General features: G+C 20.7%; 14 protein-coding genes and 2 tRNA genes. 13 read left to right on the top strand and 3 right to left on the bottom strand.

What is annotated here, in order from left to right; genetic code table 11:
• Positions 1–462: 462 nt before the first annotated feature.
• The 11 genes from mutL to dut all read left to right on the top strand — a co-directional run bounded on the left by mutL (position 463) and on the right by dut (position 11,803).
• Positions 463–2,202 carry a DNA mismatch repair endonuclease MutL gene (gene mutL, locus AB4W62_RS02445; RefSeq protein ID WP_367679894.1) on the top strand — a complete coding sequence of 580 codons (1,740 nt, stop codon included), beginning with the start codon at positions 463–465 and terminating at the stop codon, positions 2,200–2,202.
• The gene (gene miaA / locus AB4W62_RS02440; RefSeq protein WP_367679893.1) at positions 2,192–3,136 is read left to right on the top strand and encodes a tRNA (adenosine(37)-N6)-dimethylallyltransferase MiaA; all 945 of its coding nucleotides are present in this window, start codon (positions 2,192–2,194) and stop codon (positions 3,134–3,136) included. Before mutL ends, miaA begins: the two co-directional genes overlap by 11 nt.
• Positions 3,137–3,289: 153 nt before the next feature.
• On the top strand, positions 3,290–4,510 hold the full coding sequence (gene hflK / locus AB4W62_RS02435) for an FtsH protease activity modulator HflK (protein WP_367679892.1): 1,221 nt from the start codon (positions 3,290–3,292) through the stop codon (positions 4,508–4,510).
• 17 nt (positions 4,511–4,527) lie between these two features.
• Entirely contained in the window at positions 4,528–5,514 is a 987-nt protein-coding gene (hflC, locus tag AB4W62_RS02430) for a protease modulator HflC (protein WP_367679891.1), read from the top strand.
• An 83-nt stretch (positions 5,515–5,597) separates the two neighbouring features.
• Positions 5,598–6,905, top strand: coding sequence for an adenylosuccinate synthase (locus AB4W62_RS02425; RefSeq protein WP_367679890.1), 1,308 nt, complete (start codon positions 5,598–5,600; stop codon positions 6,903–6,905).
• A 157-nt stretch (positions 6,906–7,062) separates the two neighbouring features.
• Positions 7,063–9,147 carry a ribonuclease R gene (rnr, locus tag AB4W62_RS02420; protein WP_367680147.1) on the top strand — a complete coding sequence of 695 codons (2,085 nt, stop codon included), beginning with the start codon at positions 7,063–7,065 and terminating at the stop codon, positions 9,145–9,147.
• Positions 9,148–9,256: 109 nt separating this feature from the next.
• The gene (gene rpsF / locus AB4W62_RS02415) at positions 9,257–9,658 is read left to right on the top strand and encodes a 30S ribosomal protein S6 (RefSeq protein WP_367679889.1); all 402 of its coding nucleotides are present in this window, start codon (positions 9,257–9,259) and stop codon (positions 9,656–9,658) included.
• Positions 9,659–9,767: 109 nt separating this feature from the next.
• The gene (rpsR, locus tag AB4W62_RS02410) at positions 9,768–9,995 is read left to right on the top strand and encodes a 30S ribosomal protein S18 (RefSeq protein WP_343152701.1); all 228 of its coding nucleotides are present in this window, start codon (positions 9,768–9,770) and stop codon (positions 9,993–9,995) included.
• 31 nt (positions 9,996–10,026) lie between these two features.
• Complete coding sequence (gene rplI, locus AB4W62_RS02405; RefSeq protein WP_367679888.1) at positions 10,027–10,497, top strand: 50S ribosomal protein L9; 471 nt, start codon at positions 10,027–10,029, stop codon at positions 10,495–10,497.
• A 62-nt stretch (positions 10,498–10,559) separates the two neighbouring features.
• Entirely contained in the window at positions 10,560–11,318 is a 759-nt protein-coding gene (gene cysQ / locus AB4W62_RS02400; RefSeq protein ID WP_367679887.1) for a 3'(2'),5'-bisphosphate nucleotidase CysQ, read from the top strand.
• 23 nt (positions 11,319–11,341) lie between these two features.
• Positions 11,342–11,803 carry a dUTP diphosphatase gene (dut, locus tag AB4W62_RS02395; protein WP_367680146.1) on the top strand — a complete coding sequence of 154 codons (462 nt, stop codon included), beginning with the start codon at positions 11,342–11,344 and terminating at the stop codon, positions 11,801–11,803.
• A gap of 245 nt (positions 11,804–12,048) precedes the next feature.
• On the opposite strand, the gene AB4W62_RS02390 is transcribed toward dut, so the two are convergent.
• Positions 12,049–12,120: transfer RNA gene (locus AB4W62_RS02390), tRNA-Ile, on the bottom strand.
• 143 nt (positions 12,121–12,263) lie between these two features.
• Between AB4W62_RS02390 and AB4W62_RS02385 the strand changes: the two genes are divergently transcribed.
• Both AB4W62_RS02385 and sbcB read left to right on the top strand, forming a co-directional pair.
• Positions 12,264–12,336, top strand: a tRNA-Asn gene (locus tag AB4W62_RS02385).
• Between the two features lie 70 nt (positions 12,337–12,406).
• The gene (sbcB, locus tag AB4W62_RS02380) at positions 12,407–13,837 is read left to right on the top strand and encodes an exodeoxyribonuclease I (protein ID WP_367679886.1); all 1,431 of its coding nucleotides are present in this window, start codon (positions 12,407–12,409) and stop codon (positions 13,835–13,837) included.
• Positions 13,838–13,863: 26 nt separating this feature from the next.
• Here the strand turns inward: sbcB and AB4W62_RS02375 are convergent, their stop codons facing one another.
• Both AB4W62_RS02375 and mutY read right to left on the bottom strand, forming a co-directional pair.
• The gene (locus AB4W62_RS02375) at positions 13,864–14,097 is read right to left on the bottom strand and encodes an oxidative damage protection protein (RefSeq protein WP_367679885.1); all 234 of its coding nucleotides are present in this window, start codon (positions 14,095–14,097) and stop codon (positions 13,864–13,866) included.
• A gap of 20 nt (positions 14,098–14,117) precedes the next feature.
• A complete protein-coding gene (gene mutY / locus AB4W62_RS02370; RefSeq protein WP_367679884.1) occupies positions 14,118–15,158 on the bottom strand; it encodes an A/G-specific adenine glycosylase in 1,041 nt (346 codons plus the stop codon).
• Positions 15,159–15,239: the final 81 nt, after the last annotated feature.

Below are 15,239 nucleotides of genomic sequence, written 5' to 3'. Positions count from 1 at the left end.
TTTAAAAAAATATTTTATTTCTAAAAAAAATAATACTTTTACTCAAATAAATTTTAAAAATTTTAAATTCATATTAATAACAATAAGAAAATAAAAAAAAAATTTACTTAAAATTTAAATCTAAACAATTAATTTTTAATCTTAATTTTTTAGATGTTGTTTAATAAACTTATATTAATTAAAATTAGAAAAATAGTTATTTTATATAATATACACAATATCAAAGATAAAAAAATTAGTTAAAAATTAATTAATAAATTTAAACTATTTTTTTAAATAAAATTTATAGAGATTTTTTATATAAAAAAATTAATTTGGTTAATATTGCAAATATTATTAACGATAACTTTTTTAGAAATAAAAATTATTCAAAGATAATAATCTTTATAAATTTAAAAAATTTAAATTCTTTTAATTATGAAAATTTAAATTCTTTTTTATTTAAATAGTAGAGTTATGTATATGTCTATTCAAAAATTATCTTCAAAAGTAATAAATCAAATAGCAGTAGGTGAAATAATAAGAGAACCCGCTTCTATAGTTAAAGAATTATTAGAAAATAGTTTAGATGCAAAAGCAGATCAAATTTTTATTGAAATAAAAAAAGGAGGAATAAGTTCAATTAGTGTAATTGATAATGGATTTGGTATTCATAAAAAAGATTTAATTAATGCTATTTCTTCATATTCAACTAGCAAAATTATTTCTTTGGATGATTTATATAATGTTAGTACTTTTGGATTTAGGGGTGAAGCATTATTTAATATGTCCCTGGTATCTCGCTTAGAACTAATTTCTAGAACTAATGTTCAGAAAGAGGGTTGGAAAATATACTTGGATGCAAATAAAAAAAGTAGTTTTTTAATGCAACCTTTATCGCATTCAGTAGGTACAACTGTAACAATATTTGATCTTTTTTATAATTTTCCTGTTCGAAGAAATTTTTTAAAGAAAGAAAAAACAGAATTTTTAAAAATTTTAAAAATAGTAAATATTATAGCTTTGTCTCAAAGTAACACTACTTTTATATTAAAGCATAATAAAAAATTAATAAAAGAATACTTAGTTAACAATAAAAAAAATACTAAAGAAGAAAGAATAAAATCCGTTTTAGGAAGAGTTTTTTTTAAAAGTTTATTAAAAATTGAATTTCAAGAGAAAAGAAACAAATTATTTGGTTGGATTCAGAACCCTACATGTAAAAACATACAGTACGGTAAAAAAAATCGATTTTTATATGTTAATGAACGTTTCATAGATTCTCAAAAAATAACTGCTTTATTAAAAAAGATTATCAAAAAAATTACAGGATGTAATTTTTTACATATTTCCTACATTTTATATTTACAGATACCTAGTAATTTAGTTGATGTAAATTATCATCCTACTAAAAATGAAGTTTTATTTAATAATTCATTTAAAATTTATGATTTTTTTTATAATTCCATGTTTTTTTTTCTAAAAAAACAAAGCAATAATTTTTTTTATTTTTCAAAGGTAAATAAAAAAAATATAGTTGAAGAAAGATTTATATATAAAAAAATTATTAAAAATAAGGAATATACGAATACAAAAAAATTTATTGACTATAAAAATTTTTGTTTATCTTCTTTCCAAGAAAAAAAAACTAGAAAAAAAATGATATTTTCTTTTGGAAAAGTAATAGCATTTATTAAAGAGTATTATGTTCTTATTGAAAAAAATGAAAATTTTTTTTTAGTTTCTTTACCAAATATCCAATCAATGATAATTAAAAAAAAGATAATTCATGGAAATTTTTATGATTTTAAGAAATTTTTTTTAAAGTTTCCTAAAAAAATATTTTTTCTTATAAAAATAAAAAAATTAATTATAAATTATCAAAAATTACTTTTTAAATTAGGGTTTAGTTATTCAATACATTCCAATTTTATTGAAGTACAATCTGTTCCTAAATTGTTACAAGATGCTAATTTATTGAATTTAATAATTAGTTTTTTTTTATTTTTAGAAAGAAAAAAGAATATTACAGATATTAAAATAATTAATTATTTTGTATTTTTAATAAAATTAGAAGTTAAATGCTGGGGGAAAGAAAAAATGTATAGTATTTTACAAAAAATAGAGAAGAATAATTTAATCATTTCGAATATTTCTTCTGAAAAATTTTTACAAAATATTAATATAAAAACAGCTTTGTCTATTTTTGAAAATGAAAATTAATAATAAGTGTTTTAAACAACCTACGTTAATTTTTTTAATGGGACCAACTTGTTCAGGTAAAACTAAATTAGCTATTAAATTATCAAAGTATTTTCCAATGGAAATTATTAGTGTAGATTCTGGATTAATTTATAGAGAAATGAATATCGGAACGGCAAAACCAAACACAAAAGAATTGTCTCAGGTCCAACATCACTTAATAGATATAAAAGATCCTAACGAATATTATTCAGCAGGTGAATTTAGAAACGATGCTTTAAAAAAAATAAAAGAAATCTTAGCAGCTGGAAAAGTTCCTGTTTTAGTTGGGGGAACAATGTTATATTTTAAAGTATTAAGTAATGGAATAGCAGTTCTACCTTCATCAAATAATGAAATAAGAAATTTTTTATTGAAAAAATCGGAATGTTTTGGTCATAAATACTTACATAATTTTTTAAAATTGGTAGATCCTGATTTATCTATTCGTTTACATCCAAATGATAAACAACGAATATTAAGGGGATTAGAAGTTTTTCTGTTAACTGGAAAGAAAATTTCCGAGTTACAAAAGTCTACTATTTCAAATTTTCCATATGAAGTTATACAGTTTTCTATTTTTCTTTCTGAAAAAAAAGAATTAAGAACAAGAATTGAACTTCGTTTAAAGCATATGATCGATGTAGGATTTGAAAAAGAGGTTAGAAATTTATTTTTAAGAACAAATTTAAATAAAAACTCTCCGGCTATTCGACGTATAGGATATTCTCAAATGTGGGATTATATAGAAGGGAAAATTACTTATAAAGAAATGAAAAAAAAAATAATTTTAGCAACATTACAATTAGCAAAGCACCAGATTACTTGGTTAAAAAAATGGAAAAATTTATACTGGATTGATAATTTTGATGAAAATTTATCAATTAATAAAATTTTAGACGTTTTTTTACGTTAAAAATTATTAATTTTAAAAAGTTAATATTCTCATATTTTAAGTTAAATTCTTTTAATGAAAATTATTATTTTCAGTAAATAAATGTAATATTAATTAATGTTAATAACATTATTTTTTAATATTATCAAAATAATTTGATAATTTTAATGGAGTATGAATATGGTCTGGAAACAGCCAATTAACAAAATTTTTAATAAGGATCTGTTAGTTGAGAAAAAAGATAAAAAAAATAGTCAAAATTATATTTTTGAAAAAAAAAATAACTTTTTTAATTTTTTTTTCAAGAATAAATTTGTGAAAAAAAAATCTACTTTAGATTTAAATTCATATAAAATTACTAATAAAAATAATAATTTTTTATCTTTTTTTTTAATTTTTCTTGTTCTTTTTTGGATTGTATCTAGTTTTTATATTATTTCAGAATCTGAAAGAGGTGTGGTGACAAATTTTGGAAAATTTACCTATATTGCTAAACCTGGTCTAAATTGGATCCCAAAATTTATTGGTAATATTTTTCCAGTTAATATTAAAGAAATAAAAACATTTTCTTCTACAGGATTAGTTTCTACTACGGATGAAAATGTATTAAATGTAAAAATTAACGTACAATATAAAATTGTTAATCCTAAAAATTATTTATTTTCTGTTGTTTCACCTGATAGTACTTTTAAACAAGTTGCAAATAGTGTGTTATTCGATACAATGAGAAATTGTAGTACTTACCAGATTTTATTTAAAAAAAAAACATTAATAGATAAGAAAATAAAAAATAAAATTAGAAAAATAACTAAAAATCAAAAGTTAGGAATTAAAATACTAAATATAAATTTTTGGATTATTTCATCTCCTTATGAAATAAGAAACATTATATCAAAAGTATTTACTGCGGAGAAAGAAAAACAAGAAGATATTAATCAGGCAAAGAAATACTTTATACAAAAACAGTTTAACAGCAGTATCAATGAAAAAAAAATTTTAGAACAAGCAAAAGAATATAAGAAAAAAATTTTTTTACAAGTTAAAGAAGAAATAAATTATTTTTCTAAAATTTTTTTAATTTATAAAAAGTCAAAAGAAATGGTACAAATTCATTTGTATAGTAAATTTATAGAAAAAATATTTTCTCACTCAAAAAAAATATTTATAGATAAAAAAAGTGATAATTTTTTTTTATCTTTAGATAATTTATACTCAATTAATAATAATTTTTTTGAAAAAATAAGAAAAAATAAAAAAATTAGATCATTCAAAAATAAATTTTTTTCTTCAAATATAAAAAAAAAAATAAGAGGAAGTAGTAAGAATCTATATATATTAAAAAATAATATATTAGAACAACGCAGAATAAATTCTTTACGAAAAAATATTTTTTAAAATTTAAGAGAAAAATAATGAGAATATATAAAATGTTATTTTTTTTATTTTCTTTCTTTTTAATTTTTTTTTCTTTTTCTTTCTTTATTATACATGAAGGAGAAAGAGGAATAATTTTTCGGTATGGAAAAATAATAAGAAATGACTTTAATAAACCAATAATTTATAAACCCGGTTTACACGCTATAATTCCATTTTTAGAATCTGTTCAAATTTTAGATTCTCGTATTCAAACATTAAATAATTATCAAGATCATTTTTTTACCAAAGAAAAAAAAGAAATTTTACTTAGTTCTTCTATAAAATGGAAAATAGATAATTTTAGCAGATATTATTTTTCTACAAGAGATAGAAATAAATTTCAGATAGAAAATTTTTTAAAAAGAAAAATTAAAGATAAATTATGTTCTGAAATAAATTTATTAAGTATTAAAAATATTAATTCTAATTTACCTAGAATTTTAGGGAAAAATTTTAAATTTAATAAAAATATTAATAAAAAACTTAATTTTAATCGCTATTTAAGCAATGGGAAAAGAAATAGCAATCTGAATGTTTTTTTTAAAACAAAAATAATAGATAAAAGCATTAATCAGTTAGGAATAAAAATTATTGATATTTATGTAAAAAAAATAGAATTTCCCAAAAGTTCTTTTGTTTTAATGTATGACTTATTTTTTAAAAAAGAACAAAAAATAGCAATAAATAAAAGATTAAAAGGAAAAAGAGAATCAAAAAAAATTAAATTATTAGCTAATTTTTTATCGAAAACTACTATTTCTAATGCTAAAAGAAAAGCACTTTTTATTAAAAAAAATGCAGAATTAAAATCAGAAAAACTATTTTTTAAAATTTTTAGTCAAGATGTAAATTTTTATGCTTTTATTCGTAGTTTAAAAGCCTATGAAAATAGTATTAAAAATACTAAAAATGTTATAATTATTAGTACGGAAAATAATTTTTTTAAAAATATACGAAATATTTTAAAAAAAATTAATAAATAAAATTTAGAAAAATTTTTTTTAATAATAAAATTTAAAGTACATAGTTTTTATATAAAATATGTGTATTTTATATGAGAGAATTTATGAATAAAACAATAGTAATTTTAGGAACACAGTGGGGAGATGAAGGAAAAGGGAAAATTGTTGATTTTTTAACTAAAAACGTAGATTTTGTCGTTCGGTATCAGGGAGGGAATAATGCAGGACATACTTTAATAGTAAATAAAAAAAAAATAATATTACATCAGATACCTTCTGGAATTATACATAAAAATGTTATTTCTATAATAGGAAATGGAACGGTGATATCACTTGTTTCATTAATAAAAGAAATAAAAATGTTAGAAAAAAATAATATATTTCCTAGAGATAGAGTATATATTTCTCCATATGCATCATTAATACTTAATTATCATATAGCTATGGATTTAGCACGTGAAAAAAAATTAAATTCATCTGCAATTGGAACAACAGGAAAAGGTATTGGCCCTGCTTATGAAGACAAAGTATCACGTATGGGCATAAAAGTTTACGATTTAAATAATTTACATGTATTAAAAATAAAAATTAAAAGAGCATTAAATTATTATAATTATCAATTAGTTAATTTTTATAAAGAAAAACCTATTGATTATAAAACTACTTTTAATGAATTAGCTGAATCAGCAGATTTAATACTTTCAATGGTTAAAGATGTTCCAAAAATTCTTTATAAAGCTATAGAAAATAAAAATTCTATAATATTTGAAGGTGCACAAGGAACATTATTAGATATAGATCACGGAACATATCCATATGTAACATCTTCAAATAGTACGGTTGGAGGAGTTTGCACAGGCACAGGTATTGGTCCTAAAGCTTTAGATTATATTTTAGGAGTTAGTAAAGTTTATATGACCAGAGTTGGTTTAGGTCCTTTTTTAACAGAAGTCTTTGATGAAATCGATAATTATTTTTTTATCAAAGGAAATGAATCTGGTTCAACTACAGGAAGAAGAAGAAGAACAGGTTGGTTAGATATTGTCTTATTAAAAAAAGCTATAAAAATTAATTCATTAACAGCGTTATGTTTGACAAAATTAGACGTTTTAGATGAACTACAAGAAATTAAAATTTGCGTAGACTATAAAATTTCTAATGTTAATTCTTCTGTTAAAAAAAATAGTTTTCTTTTTCTATATAATACATTAGAGAATATAATTCCTGTTTATGAAATTTTGCCTGGTTGGAATACATCGACAGCAGGTATAACAAGTTTTGATTCTTTACCTATTTTAGCACAAAGATATATTAATAGAATACAAGAATTAGTTGGAATTCCTATAGATATTATCTCTACTGGTCCTTCTAGAAATGACACAATTGTTTTAAGAAATCCATTCAAAGTATAATTATAATTTTTATAAAAATATAAACTTGATAAGAGTAATTTTTTTTTTAAAAAAAAATTATTCTTATTTTTCAGAAAATTTTTTTTTAAATGTTAAATTTAAGGTCTTTTAAAAAAATAATTTTATTAAATGGAAATATAATGATTAAAAAAAAAAAATATTAAACTGGATTATTTTTCATCAAAAAATAATTAATTTTAATAAATTGTTATTTAGTTTGAATTTAAGTTCACAATTAAAAAAAGAATTTTTAATTTCTCCTATTACATTTATAAAAAAAAATAATAAAGTACTACTTTTTTTTTATAAAAAAAAAAATTTGATAAGTCTATTAAAACCAATTGAAGGAAAAATAATAGGAAATAAAGATGGATATGGATTTTTAAAAACATCTTTTTTTGATAAAGATTTTTGGATTTCTAAAGAACAAATGAGTTCATATATACACGGAGATATTGTTTTAATACGTTTCGTAAAAATTAGTTGGAATAAAAATAATAAAATCAAAATAATAAAATTATTAAAACCTAATATTTCAAATATTATAGGAAAGTATTGTATAAGAAAAAATTCTGTTTTTGTACGTCCATATGACGAAAAATTTAATTTTAAAATTTATATTTCCCTTAATAACAGAAATAATAATTTAAGTAATTCAATAGTATTAATAAATTTAACTCAAAGACCAAGTAAAAATAAAAAAGCTATAGGAAAAGTAATTCAGATATTAGGTAAAAATATAAATATTTCTTTAATTAAAAAAATAGTATTACAAACATATAATGTACCTTTTTTATGGTCTAAAAAATTAGAACCAGAATTATTTTTATTAGAAAAAAATAATTTAACTCAAAAAAGTAAAAATCACATAGATATGACGCATTTGCCTCTAATTACTGTAGATGAAGAAAATGCAAAAGATTTTGATGATGCTATTTTTTGTAAAAAAAATAAAAATTCTGAATGGATTTTATACGTAGCCATATCTGATGTAAGTCATTACATTAAAGAAAATAGTATTTTGGATAGAGAAGCATTGAATCGTGGAAATTCTATTTATTTTCCAACTAATGAAGTTATACCAATGTTCCCAGAAAAAATTTCTGAAGATTTATGTTCTTTATTACCATATAAAAAAAAACTTGTTTTAATTTGTGAAGTAACAATAAGTGAAAATGGAGAGTTAATTAATTATAAGCATTATAAAGCTAAAATTAATTCTTTTGCGAGATTAACTTACACTGAATTAAATAGTATTTGGAAGGGCAATAAAATTTTATCTAAAAAATACAGTAATATCATTGAACATCTTTTAAATTTATTTACATTTTATAATGTTTTAAAACGTTTAAAATTATTTAAAGATAGTTTATTTTTAGATAGGGTCGAGCCTAAATTTATTTTAGATAATTATTTAAAAATAAAAAAAATTAATTTTTTCACAAGAAATAAAGCTCACAAATTAATTGAATTATGTATGTTGACAGTCAATGTTGTTTCAACATATTTTATTTTAAAAAATAAATCTAAAGCTTTATTTAGAGTTCATGATAAACCTAGTGAAGAGAATTTATTACGGTTTAAAAAAATATTGCTATCATTTAAATTAGATTTAATAAAAAATAAGCGTCTTACTCATAATGATTACTTAAATTTTTTAAAAAAAATTAAATTTCATTCTGATAAAGATATAATTCAAACATTTTTTATGAGAGCTATGAAACAAGCGAAGTATAGTATTGTTAATATAGGACATTTCGGATTAGCTTTATCAGGGTACGTACATTTTACATCTCCTATTAGGAGATATCCTGATTTATTAATACATCGAATAATTAAAAGTTTAATATCAAAAAAAAGTTATACTTTTTTAAATAAAAATAATTTAGAGAATCTTGCTAATCATTGTTCTATTACAGAAAGAAGAGCTGAAACTGTAACTAAAGAGATTTTAGAATGGATGAAATATGAATTTATAAAAGATCATAAAAAAAAATCTTTTGTAGCTATTATATTTAATATTTTAAAAGATAGAATTTTAATTCGCTTGAATAATTTATTTATTGATGGTTTTATAAATATTAAAAATTTTTCTAATTTAGATTATATCTATAATAGTAAGAAAAAACAAATAATAGAAAAAAATACAAATAAAGTTTATAGTTTAGGTAGTAAATTGATAGTAAAAATATCAGCAATTCGTTCAGAAGATAGACGAATTCAATTCGATATAGTATCATAATTATTGCTATCTTTTTTTACAAAAATAAACATGATTTAAATAACTAGTCTAATTAATTTAAATTAATTTTAATAAATTATTAATGTCAGTTATCAATAAGGATTATTTAATGAGATATTATGAAGTTATATTTATGATTCATCCAGATCATAGTGAAAAAGCTAAAAACATTATTAATGATTATGTTATGTTAATCAAAAATAATAAGGGGAAAATACATCGGTTAGAAGATTGGGGAAGAAAACAATTAGCCTATGCTATAAATAAATTACATAAAGCTCATTATGTTTTAATGAACATAGAAGTAAAACCTAAAATTATTTCTAAAATTGAATCTAGTTTTAGATTCAGTGATTCAATAATACGCAATATAATAATAGCAATGAAGAATGTTATTACGGTACCATCTCCTATGATGAAATTAAATGATGAAATAAAAGAAAAAAATGAAAATAATAAACAGTCAATATCATCATCGATTTCTTCTTTTAAAAATAAAAAAAATATTTAATTTAAAAAAATAAATTAAAAATTTATTATAAGTAGGATTAATTGCTTGGTTGAGGTATAATTTAGATGAATTTAAATTAAAAAAAACTTTTTTTTGGAGATGCTTATTTATGGCCCGCTATTTTCGTCGTCGAAAATTTTGTCGATTTACAGCAGAAGGAATTAAAGAAATTGATTATAAAGATGTTTCTTTATTAAAAAACTATATTACAGAAAGTGGAAAAATAGTTCCTAGCAGGATTACAGGAACTAAAGCAAAATATCAAAGAAAATTATCAAAAGCTATTAAAATAGCTAGATATCTTGCATTATTACCGTATACTGATCATCATCAATAATAATTATAAAAAGTAGAAAGGATATTTTTTCGTGAAAGTTATTATTTTATCTAGATTAGATAATCTAGGAAATATTGGAGAAATTGTTAAAGTCAAACCAGGATATGCAAGAAATTTTTTAATTCCAAATGAAAAAGTAGTATTAGCTACCAAGAAAAATATTGAAAAATTCCGAGTTTCTAAAATAGAGTTAAAAAATAGAATAGCTAAAAAGTTTGAATTAGCTAAGCTAAGAGGCGAAAAAGTAGATAAAGTTAGATCATTAACTATTTTTTGCAAAGCTAGTTCAGAAGGAAAAGTATTTGGTTCTGTTACTGCTAGAGACATTTCAAAAAAATTAATATCTTTAGGAATTGAAGTAAACAAAAAAGAAATTCAATTATCTGACGGTTCTATCAAAAAAATCGGGGAACATTCAGTAGTTTTTAAACCTCATAAAGAAATTTCTATAAATCTCAAAGTAAATGTTGTTTCACTTGAAGATTCTAAAAAAAATAAATAAATATTTTTATATTTTCTTAAAAATAATTTTTTTAAAATTAAAAAATTTTGTTCAGGAAAAATATGCTTTCTAAAATTTCTAAGATATTGTTCTATTCTGGAGATATTGCTATGAATTTTTATAATCAAAAAGAAAAAATTATAATTGAATATAAAAATGACAAATCTCCAGTTACAAATGTAGACATTCGGATTAATGAATTATTATTAGAACAATTAAAAAAAATAACTCCAGAAATACCTTGTTTATCTGAAGAAACATTATTAAACAATAAGATTAGGAAAAATTGGAAAAAATATTGGTTGATTGATCCATTAGATGGAACTAAAGAATTTTTAAATAAAAAAAAAGAATTTACAATTAATATAGCGTTAATCGAAAATGAGGTTCCAACATTAGGTATGATTTATTTACCTTTTAATAAAACTTTATATTTTGGTTATAAAAATGTTTCCTGGAAAGAAAGAAATGGTTGTAGAAAGATTATTCAATCAAAATCTACACATAATTCTCAATTAAAAACAATTTTAGTAAGTAGATCGCATCCTGATAAAGAATTAAATAAATATTTAAAAACTGTAAAAAATTTTAAAATAAAAAAAGTAGGTTCTTCTTTAAAATTTTGTCTAATTGCAGAAGGAAAAGCACAAATTTATCCTCGATTTGGAAGAACAGGAATTTGGGACACTGCAGCAGGTCATGCTATTGCTTTATTTTCTGGGGCTACAGTTACGATGTGGAATAAAAAAGAACTTCGATATTTATTAAATAATGATTCTTTATATAATCCTGGTTTTATAGTTTCCAGCTTACTAATTTAAAAAAATATTTTTTAAAAAATATTATTATGAAAAAAATTAATGTAATTATTCTAGACTCTAGAATTGGAAAAACAATTCCTATTCCAAAATATGAAACAAAAGGTTCAGCAGGGTTAGATTTAAGGTCTTCCTTTAAAAAAGAAGTAATTTTGTTACCTAATAAAACTATTTTATCTCCTACAGGAATAGCGATTTATATTAAAGAAAGTTTAATAACAGCAATTATTCTACCTCGATCTGGATTAGGGCATAAAAATGGTTTAGTTTTAGGAAATTCTATTGGTTTATTAGATTCAGACTATCAAGGAGAGTTAAAGATTTCATTATGGAATAGAAGTAAAAAATCTTTTTCTATCACTCCTGGTATGAGAATAGCTCAATTAGTTTTTTTACCAATAATTAAAGTTAAATTTAAGATAATAAGTAAATTTAATAATATTACAGAGAGAGGTAATAAAGGATTTGGACATACTGGAGAAAAATAAAAAAATAAAGAACTCAAAAATTATACAATTTTTTTAAAAAAAATATTTTTAATGAAAATGATATAAATACTTAATAAACATATATTTTTTTAAATATTAAATACGCAAATTGAAAAAAAATAAAAATTTTATTATATTTTATAATATAACTTTTTTAAGTTAACTAAATAAAATTGATATATATATCAGTATTTCTTAATTTAAAAAAAATATATAATTTATTGTATCTTATAAATTAATATTATTGGCCCTTGCTGGGTTTGAACCAGCGACCAAGCGATTATGAGTCGCGTGCTCTACCACTGAGCTAAAGGGCCTTTTCTTTAAGAAAAATCAGTTTATTTACAAATGATAGTATAGTACAGTATTTATAATTGTTCAAAGTTTTTTTTAATGAATTTGAAAATATTTTGTATAAAATTTTTGACAAAAAAAAAAAATACTGCGATAATAAATAAATTCCTCTGTAGTTCAGTTGGTAGAACGGCGGACTGTTAATCCGTATGTCACTGGTTCGAGCCCAGTCGGAGGAGAAAAAAATAGTATTTATTTAATAGATAAGGTTAAAAAGAAATACATTTTTTACTTTTAATAGAAAAATATATGTATAAAAAAAAAAAAAAATATCTAAATTCATTTGTATTTTACGATTATGAAACATTTGGAACAAACCCTGCATTAGATAAACCATGTCAATTTGCTTATATTCGAACAGATTTTAATATGAATCATATATATGAATCAGAAACCTTCTATTGCTATCCTCCTATAGACTATCTTCCAGATCCAAATGCATTGTTAGTTACTGGAATTTCACCAAAAGATACTTATCATAAAGGTATGAACGAATTTTACTTTTCTAAAAAAATATTTGATATTTTTAATCAACCTAATACTTGTATAGTTGGTTTTAATAATATATCTTTTGATGATGAAATAACAAGAAATATATTTTATAGAAATTTGCTTGATCCTTATGAATGGAGCTGGAAGAATGGAAATTCTAGATGGGACATTATTAATGTTGTAAGAACATGTTTTGCATTACGACCTGAAGGAATAGTATGGCCAAAAAATTCTGTAGGATTAAATAGTTTTAAGTTATCTGATTTAACAAATAGTAATAATATTAAACATAAAAATGCTCATCAAGCATTTTCTGATGTTATGGCTACCTTTAAATTAGCAAAGTTGATAAAAGATAAAAAAAAAAGGTTATTTTCTTTTTTATTAAAAAATAGATTTAAGGAAAATTTAAAAAGAATAGTAGATATAAAAGAAAATACACCTATTATTTATGTTTCTAGTTTTTTTGGAGCAAAAGAAAACAATTTTAGTATAATAGTTCCTATTTTCTGGAATATTAATAATTCGAATTCATTTATTGCTATTAATTTAATGTCTGATATTAAGAAATTAATTTCTTTTATTAAAAATAAAGAATTAAAAAAAAATAATTTACAATGTTTTTTTTCAAATGGAATAATATCTGTTTATACAAATAAATGTCCGGTTTTAGTCCCTATTAACGTGTTATCACCAACAGATATTATTAGATTAAATATAAATTTGAAATTGTATAAAAAAAATTTAATGATATTAAAAAAAAATAATTATTTTAAAAAAGAAATTAAAAATTTTTTCTTAAAAATTGAATTTTTTTCTTCTAAAAATGTTGATTTGCAGATTTATGATTCTTTTTTTAGTAATCGAGATAAAATTTTAATTAAAAAATATCGAGAAAATTTTTTTAATATTTCTGATATTAATTACCAACATTTTCAAGATCCTAGAATTAAAGAAATTATTTTTCGATGTAAAGCTAGAAATTTTCCTCATATGTTAAGTAATAATGAAAAAAAAGAATGGAAATTATATTGTATTCAGTTTTTTAAAGAAAATAATATAAAATTGTATATAGAAAATATACATCATTTAATTATTTTAGAAAAAAAAAATCAAAAAAAAGTTATTTTATTAAAAAATCTTCTAGAACATGTTGCTAATCTAGTTAAGTTTTTAATAGCTACGTAATAATATAATTTTTTGATAAATTATCTTTATTTTTTAAATAAAAACTTAAGCATATATGCTTCTATTTTTTTTCGATGATTAATATTAAACATATTTAGTTTTTTTTCATTAATTATTTTGGTTTGTTTTTCTATCCATTTTTCCCAGGCACATTGAGAAATTTCATCGAAAATTTTTTTTCCTAATTTTCCTGGATATAATTGAGAATTTTGTTTTTTTTTATTTTTTTGAAAATATGAACAAAATATTTTTTTTGACATATAATTTCTTTTTTTAATTTTTAAGTTAATTTTGAAAAGTATTTTTTTAATATTTTTTCAGTAGGTTTAGGAATTCCAATATATATTGGTTTTTCGGTATTATACCAGATATAATTTTTTGTATCTAATAAATCAAATTTTTCTGAAATAAAAAAAAATATTGGAAAAATTTTAATTTTAAAATGTGTAAAACTATGGATAAAACTACTTTTTTTTTCTTTTTTTATTATTTTTACATTATTTTTTTTTATCCATTTTTCTATTTCTATTTCTGTTTTAAAAATTGGAAAAGAAAATAAGTCTCCCCAAATTTTTTTGGACTCTATCTTTTTTAAAATTGTAAATTTTTTGTATTTAATAATTAAAAAAAAATATTTTTTAGGATTAATTTTCAATTTAATCTTATTAATTTTTTTTTTCAAGAAATTACTGTCATTGTACGAAAAACATTTTAATGATATAGGACAAATATAACACTTTGGTTTGTTTGGAGTACATATAGAAGATCCAATATCCATTAAACCTTGATTAAATTGTCGAGTATGATATATCGGAGTAATTTTCTGTATTAAAATCCATAATTTCATTTCTATTTTACTTCTTAAGGTGACATTATTAATTTGGTAATACCTATTTAAAATTCGTTTGACATTACCATCTAGTATAGAAAAACTAAACCCAAAAGATAGGGATAAAATAGCACCTGCCGTAGTTTTTCCTATTCCTGGTAATTGTATTATTTCTGTAAAGTTATCTGGGAAAATCCCGTTATATTTTTTTTTTATTAATTTAGCAGATTTATATAAATTTTTTGCTCGAGCATAATATCCTAGTCCGCTCCAAAAATATAATATTTGATTTAATTTACTTTCTGCTAATTTATTAATAGTTGGAAATGCTTTTATAAATTTTTCAAAATATGGAATTACAGTGTTTACTTTAGTTTGTTGTAACATAATTTCAGAAACCCATATTCTATATGGAGTTCTTTTTTTTTGCCAAGGTAAATTTTTTCTTCCGTTTAAGTGGTACCAGTTCAATACTAATTGAGAAAAAATCAAATTTAAATATTCCTTATTTTAGATTAATGTAGTCTAATATTAATTTAATTAAATTTAAAGTTAAATATTTTTTTAAATTTA

Source organism: Buchnera aphidicola (Mindarus abietinus) (assembly GCF_964059085.1).
GTDB classification, from domain to species: Bacteria; Pseudomonadota; Gammaproteobacteria; order Enterobacterales; family Enterobacteriaceae; genus Buchnera_A; species Buchnera_A aphidicola_C.
Note: the sequence above shows the minus strand (reverse complement) of the source record. Positions and strands in the feature narration are given on the sequence as shown.

What these genes read in the sequence shown, in the direction of transcription:
- mutL (WP_367679894.1), top strand. Translation starts at nt 463, where the DNA reads ATGTCTATTCAAAAATTATCTTCAAAAGTAATAAATCAAATAGCAGTA.
- miaA (WP_367679893.1), top strand. Translation starts at nt 2,192, where the DNA reads ATGAAAATTAATAATAAGTGTTTTAAACAACCTACGTTAATTTTTTTA.
- hflK (WP_367679892.1), top strand. Translation starts at nt 3,290, where the DNA reads ATGAATATGGTCTGGAAACAGCCAATTAACAAAATTTTTAATAAGGAT.
- hflC (WP_367679891.1), top strand. Translation starts at nt 4,528, where the DNA reads ATGAGAATATATAAAATGTTATTTTTTTTATTTTCTTTCTTTTTAATT.
- AB4W62_RS02425 (WP_367679890.1), top strand. Translation starts at nt 5,598, where the DNA reads ATGAATAAAACAATAGTAATTTTAGGAACACAGTGGGGAGATGAAGGA.
- rpsF (WP_367679889.1), top strand. Translation starts at nt 9,257, where the DNA reads ATGAGATATTATGAAGTTATATTTATGATTCATCCAGATCATAGTGAA.
- rpsR (WP_343152701.1), top strand. Translation starts at nt 9,768, where the DNA reads ATGGCCCGCTATTTTCGTCGTCGAAAATTTTGTCGATTTACAGCAGAA.
- cysQ (WP_367679887.1), top strand. Translation starts at nt 10,560, where the DNA reads ATGCTTTCTAAAATTTCTAAGATATTGTTCTATTCTGGAGATATTGCT.
- sbcB (WP_367679886.1), top strand. Translation starts at nt 12,407, where the DNA reads ATGTATAAAAAAAAAAAAAAATATCTAAATTCATTTGTATTTTACGAT.
- AB4W62_RS02375 (WP_367679885.1), bottom strand. Translation starts at nt 14,097, where the DNA reads ATGTCAAAAAAAATATTTTGTTCATATTTTCAAAAAAATAAAAAAAAA.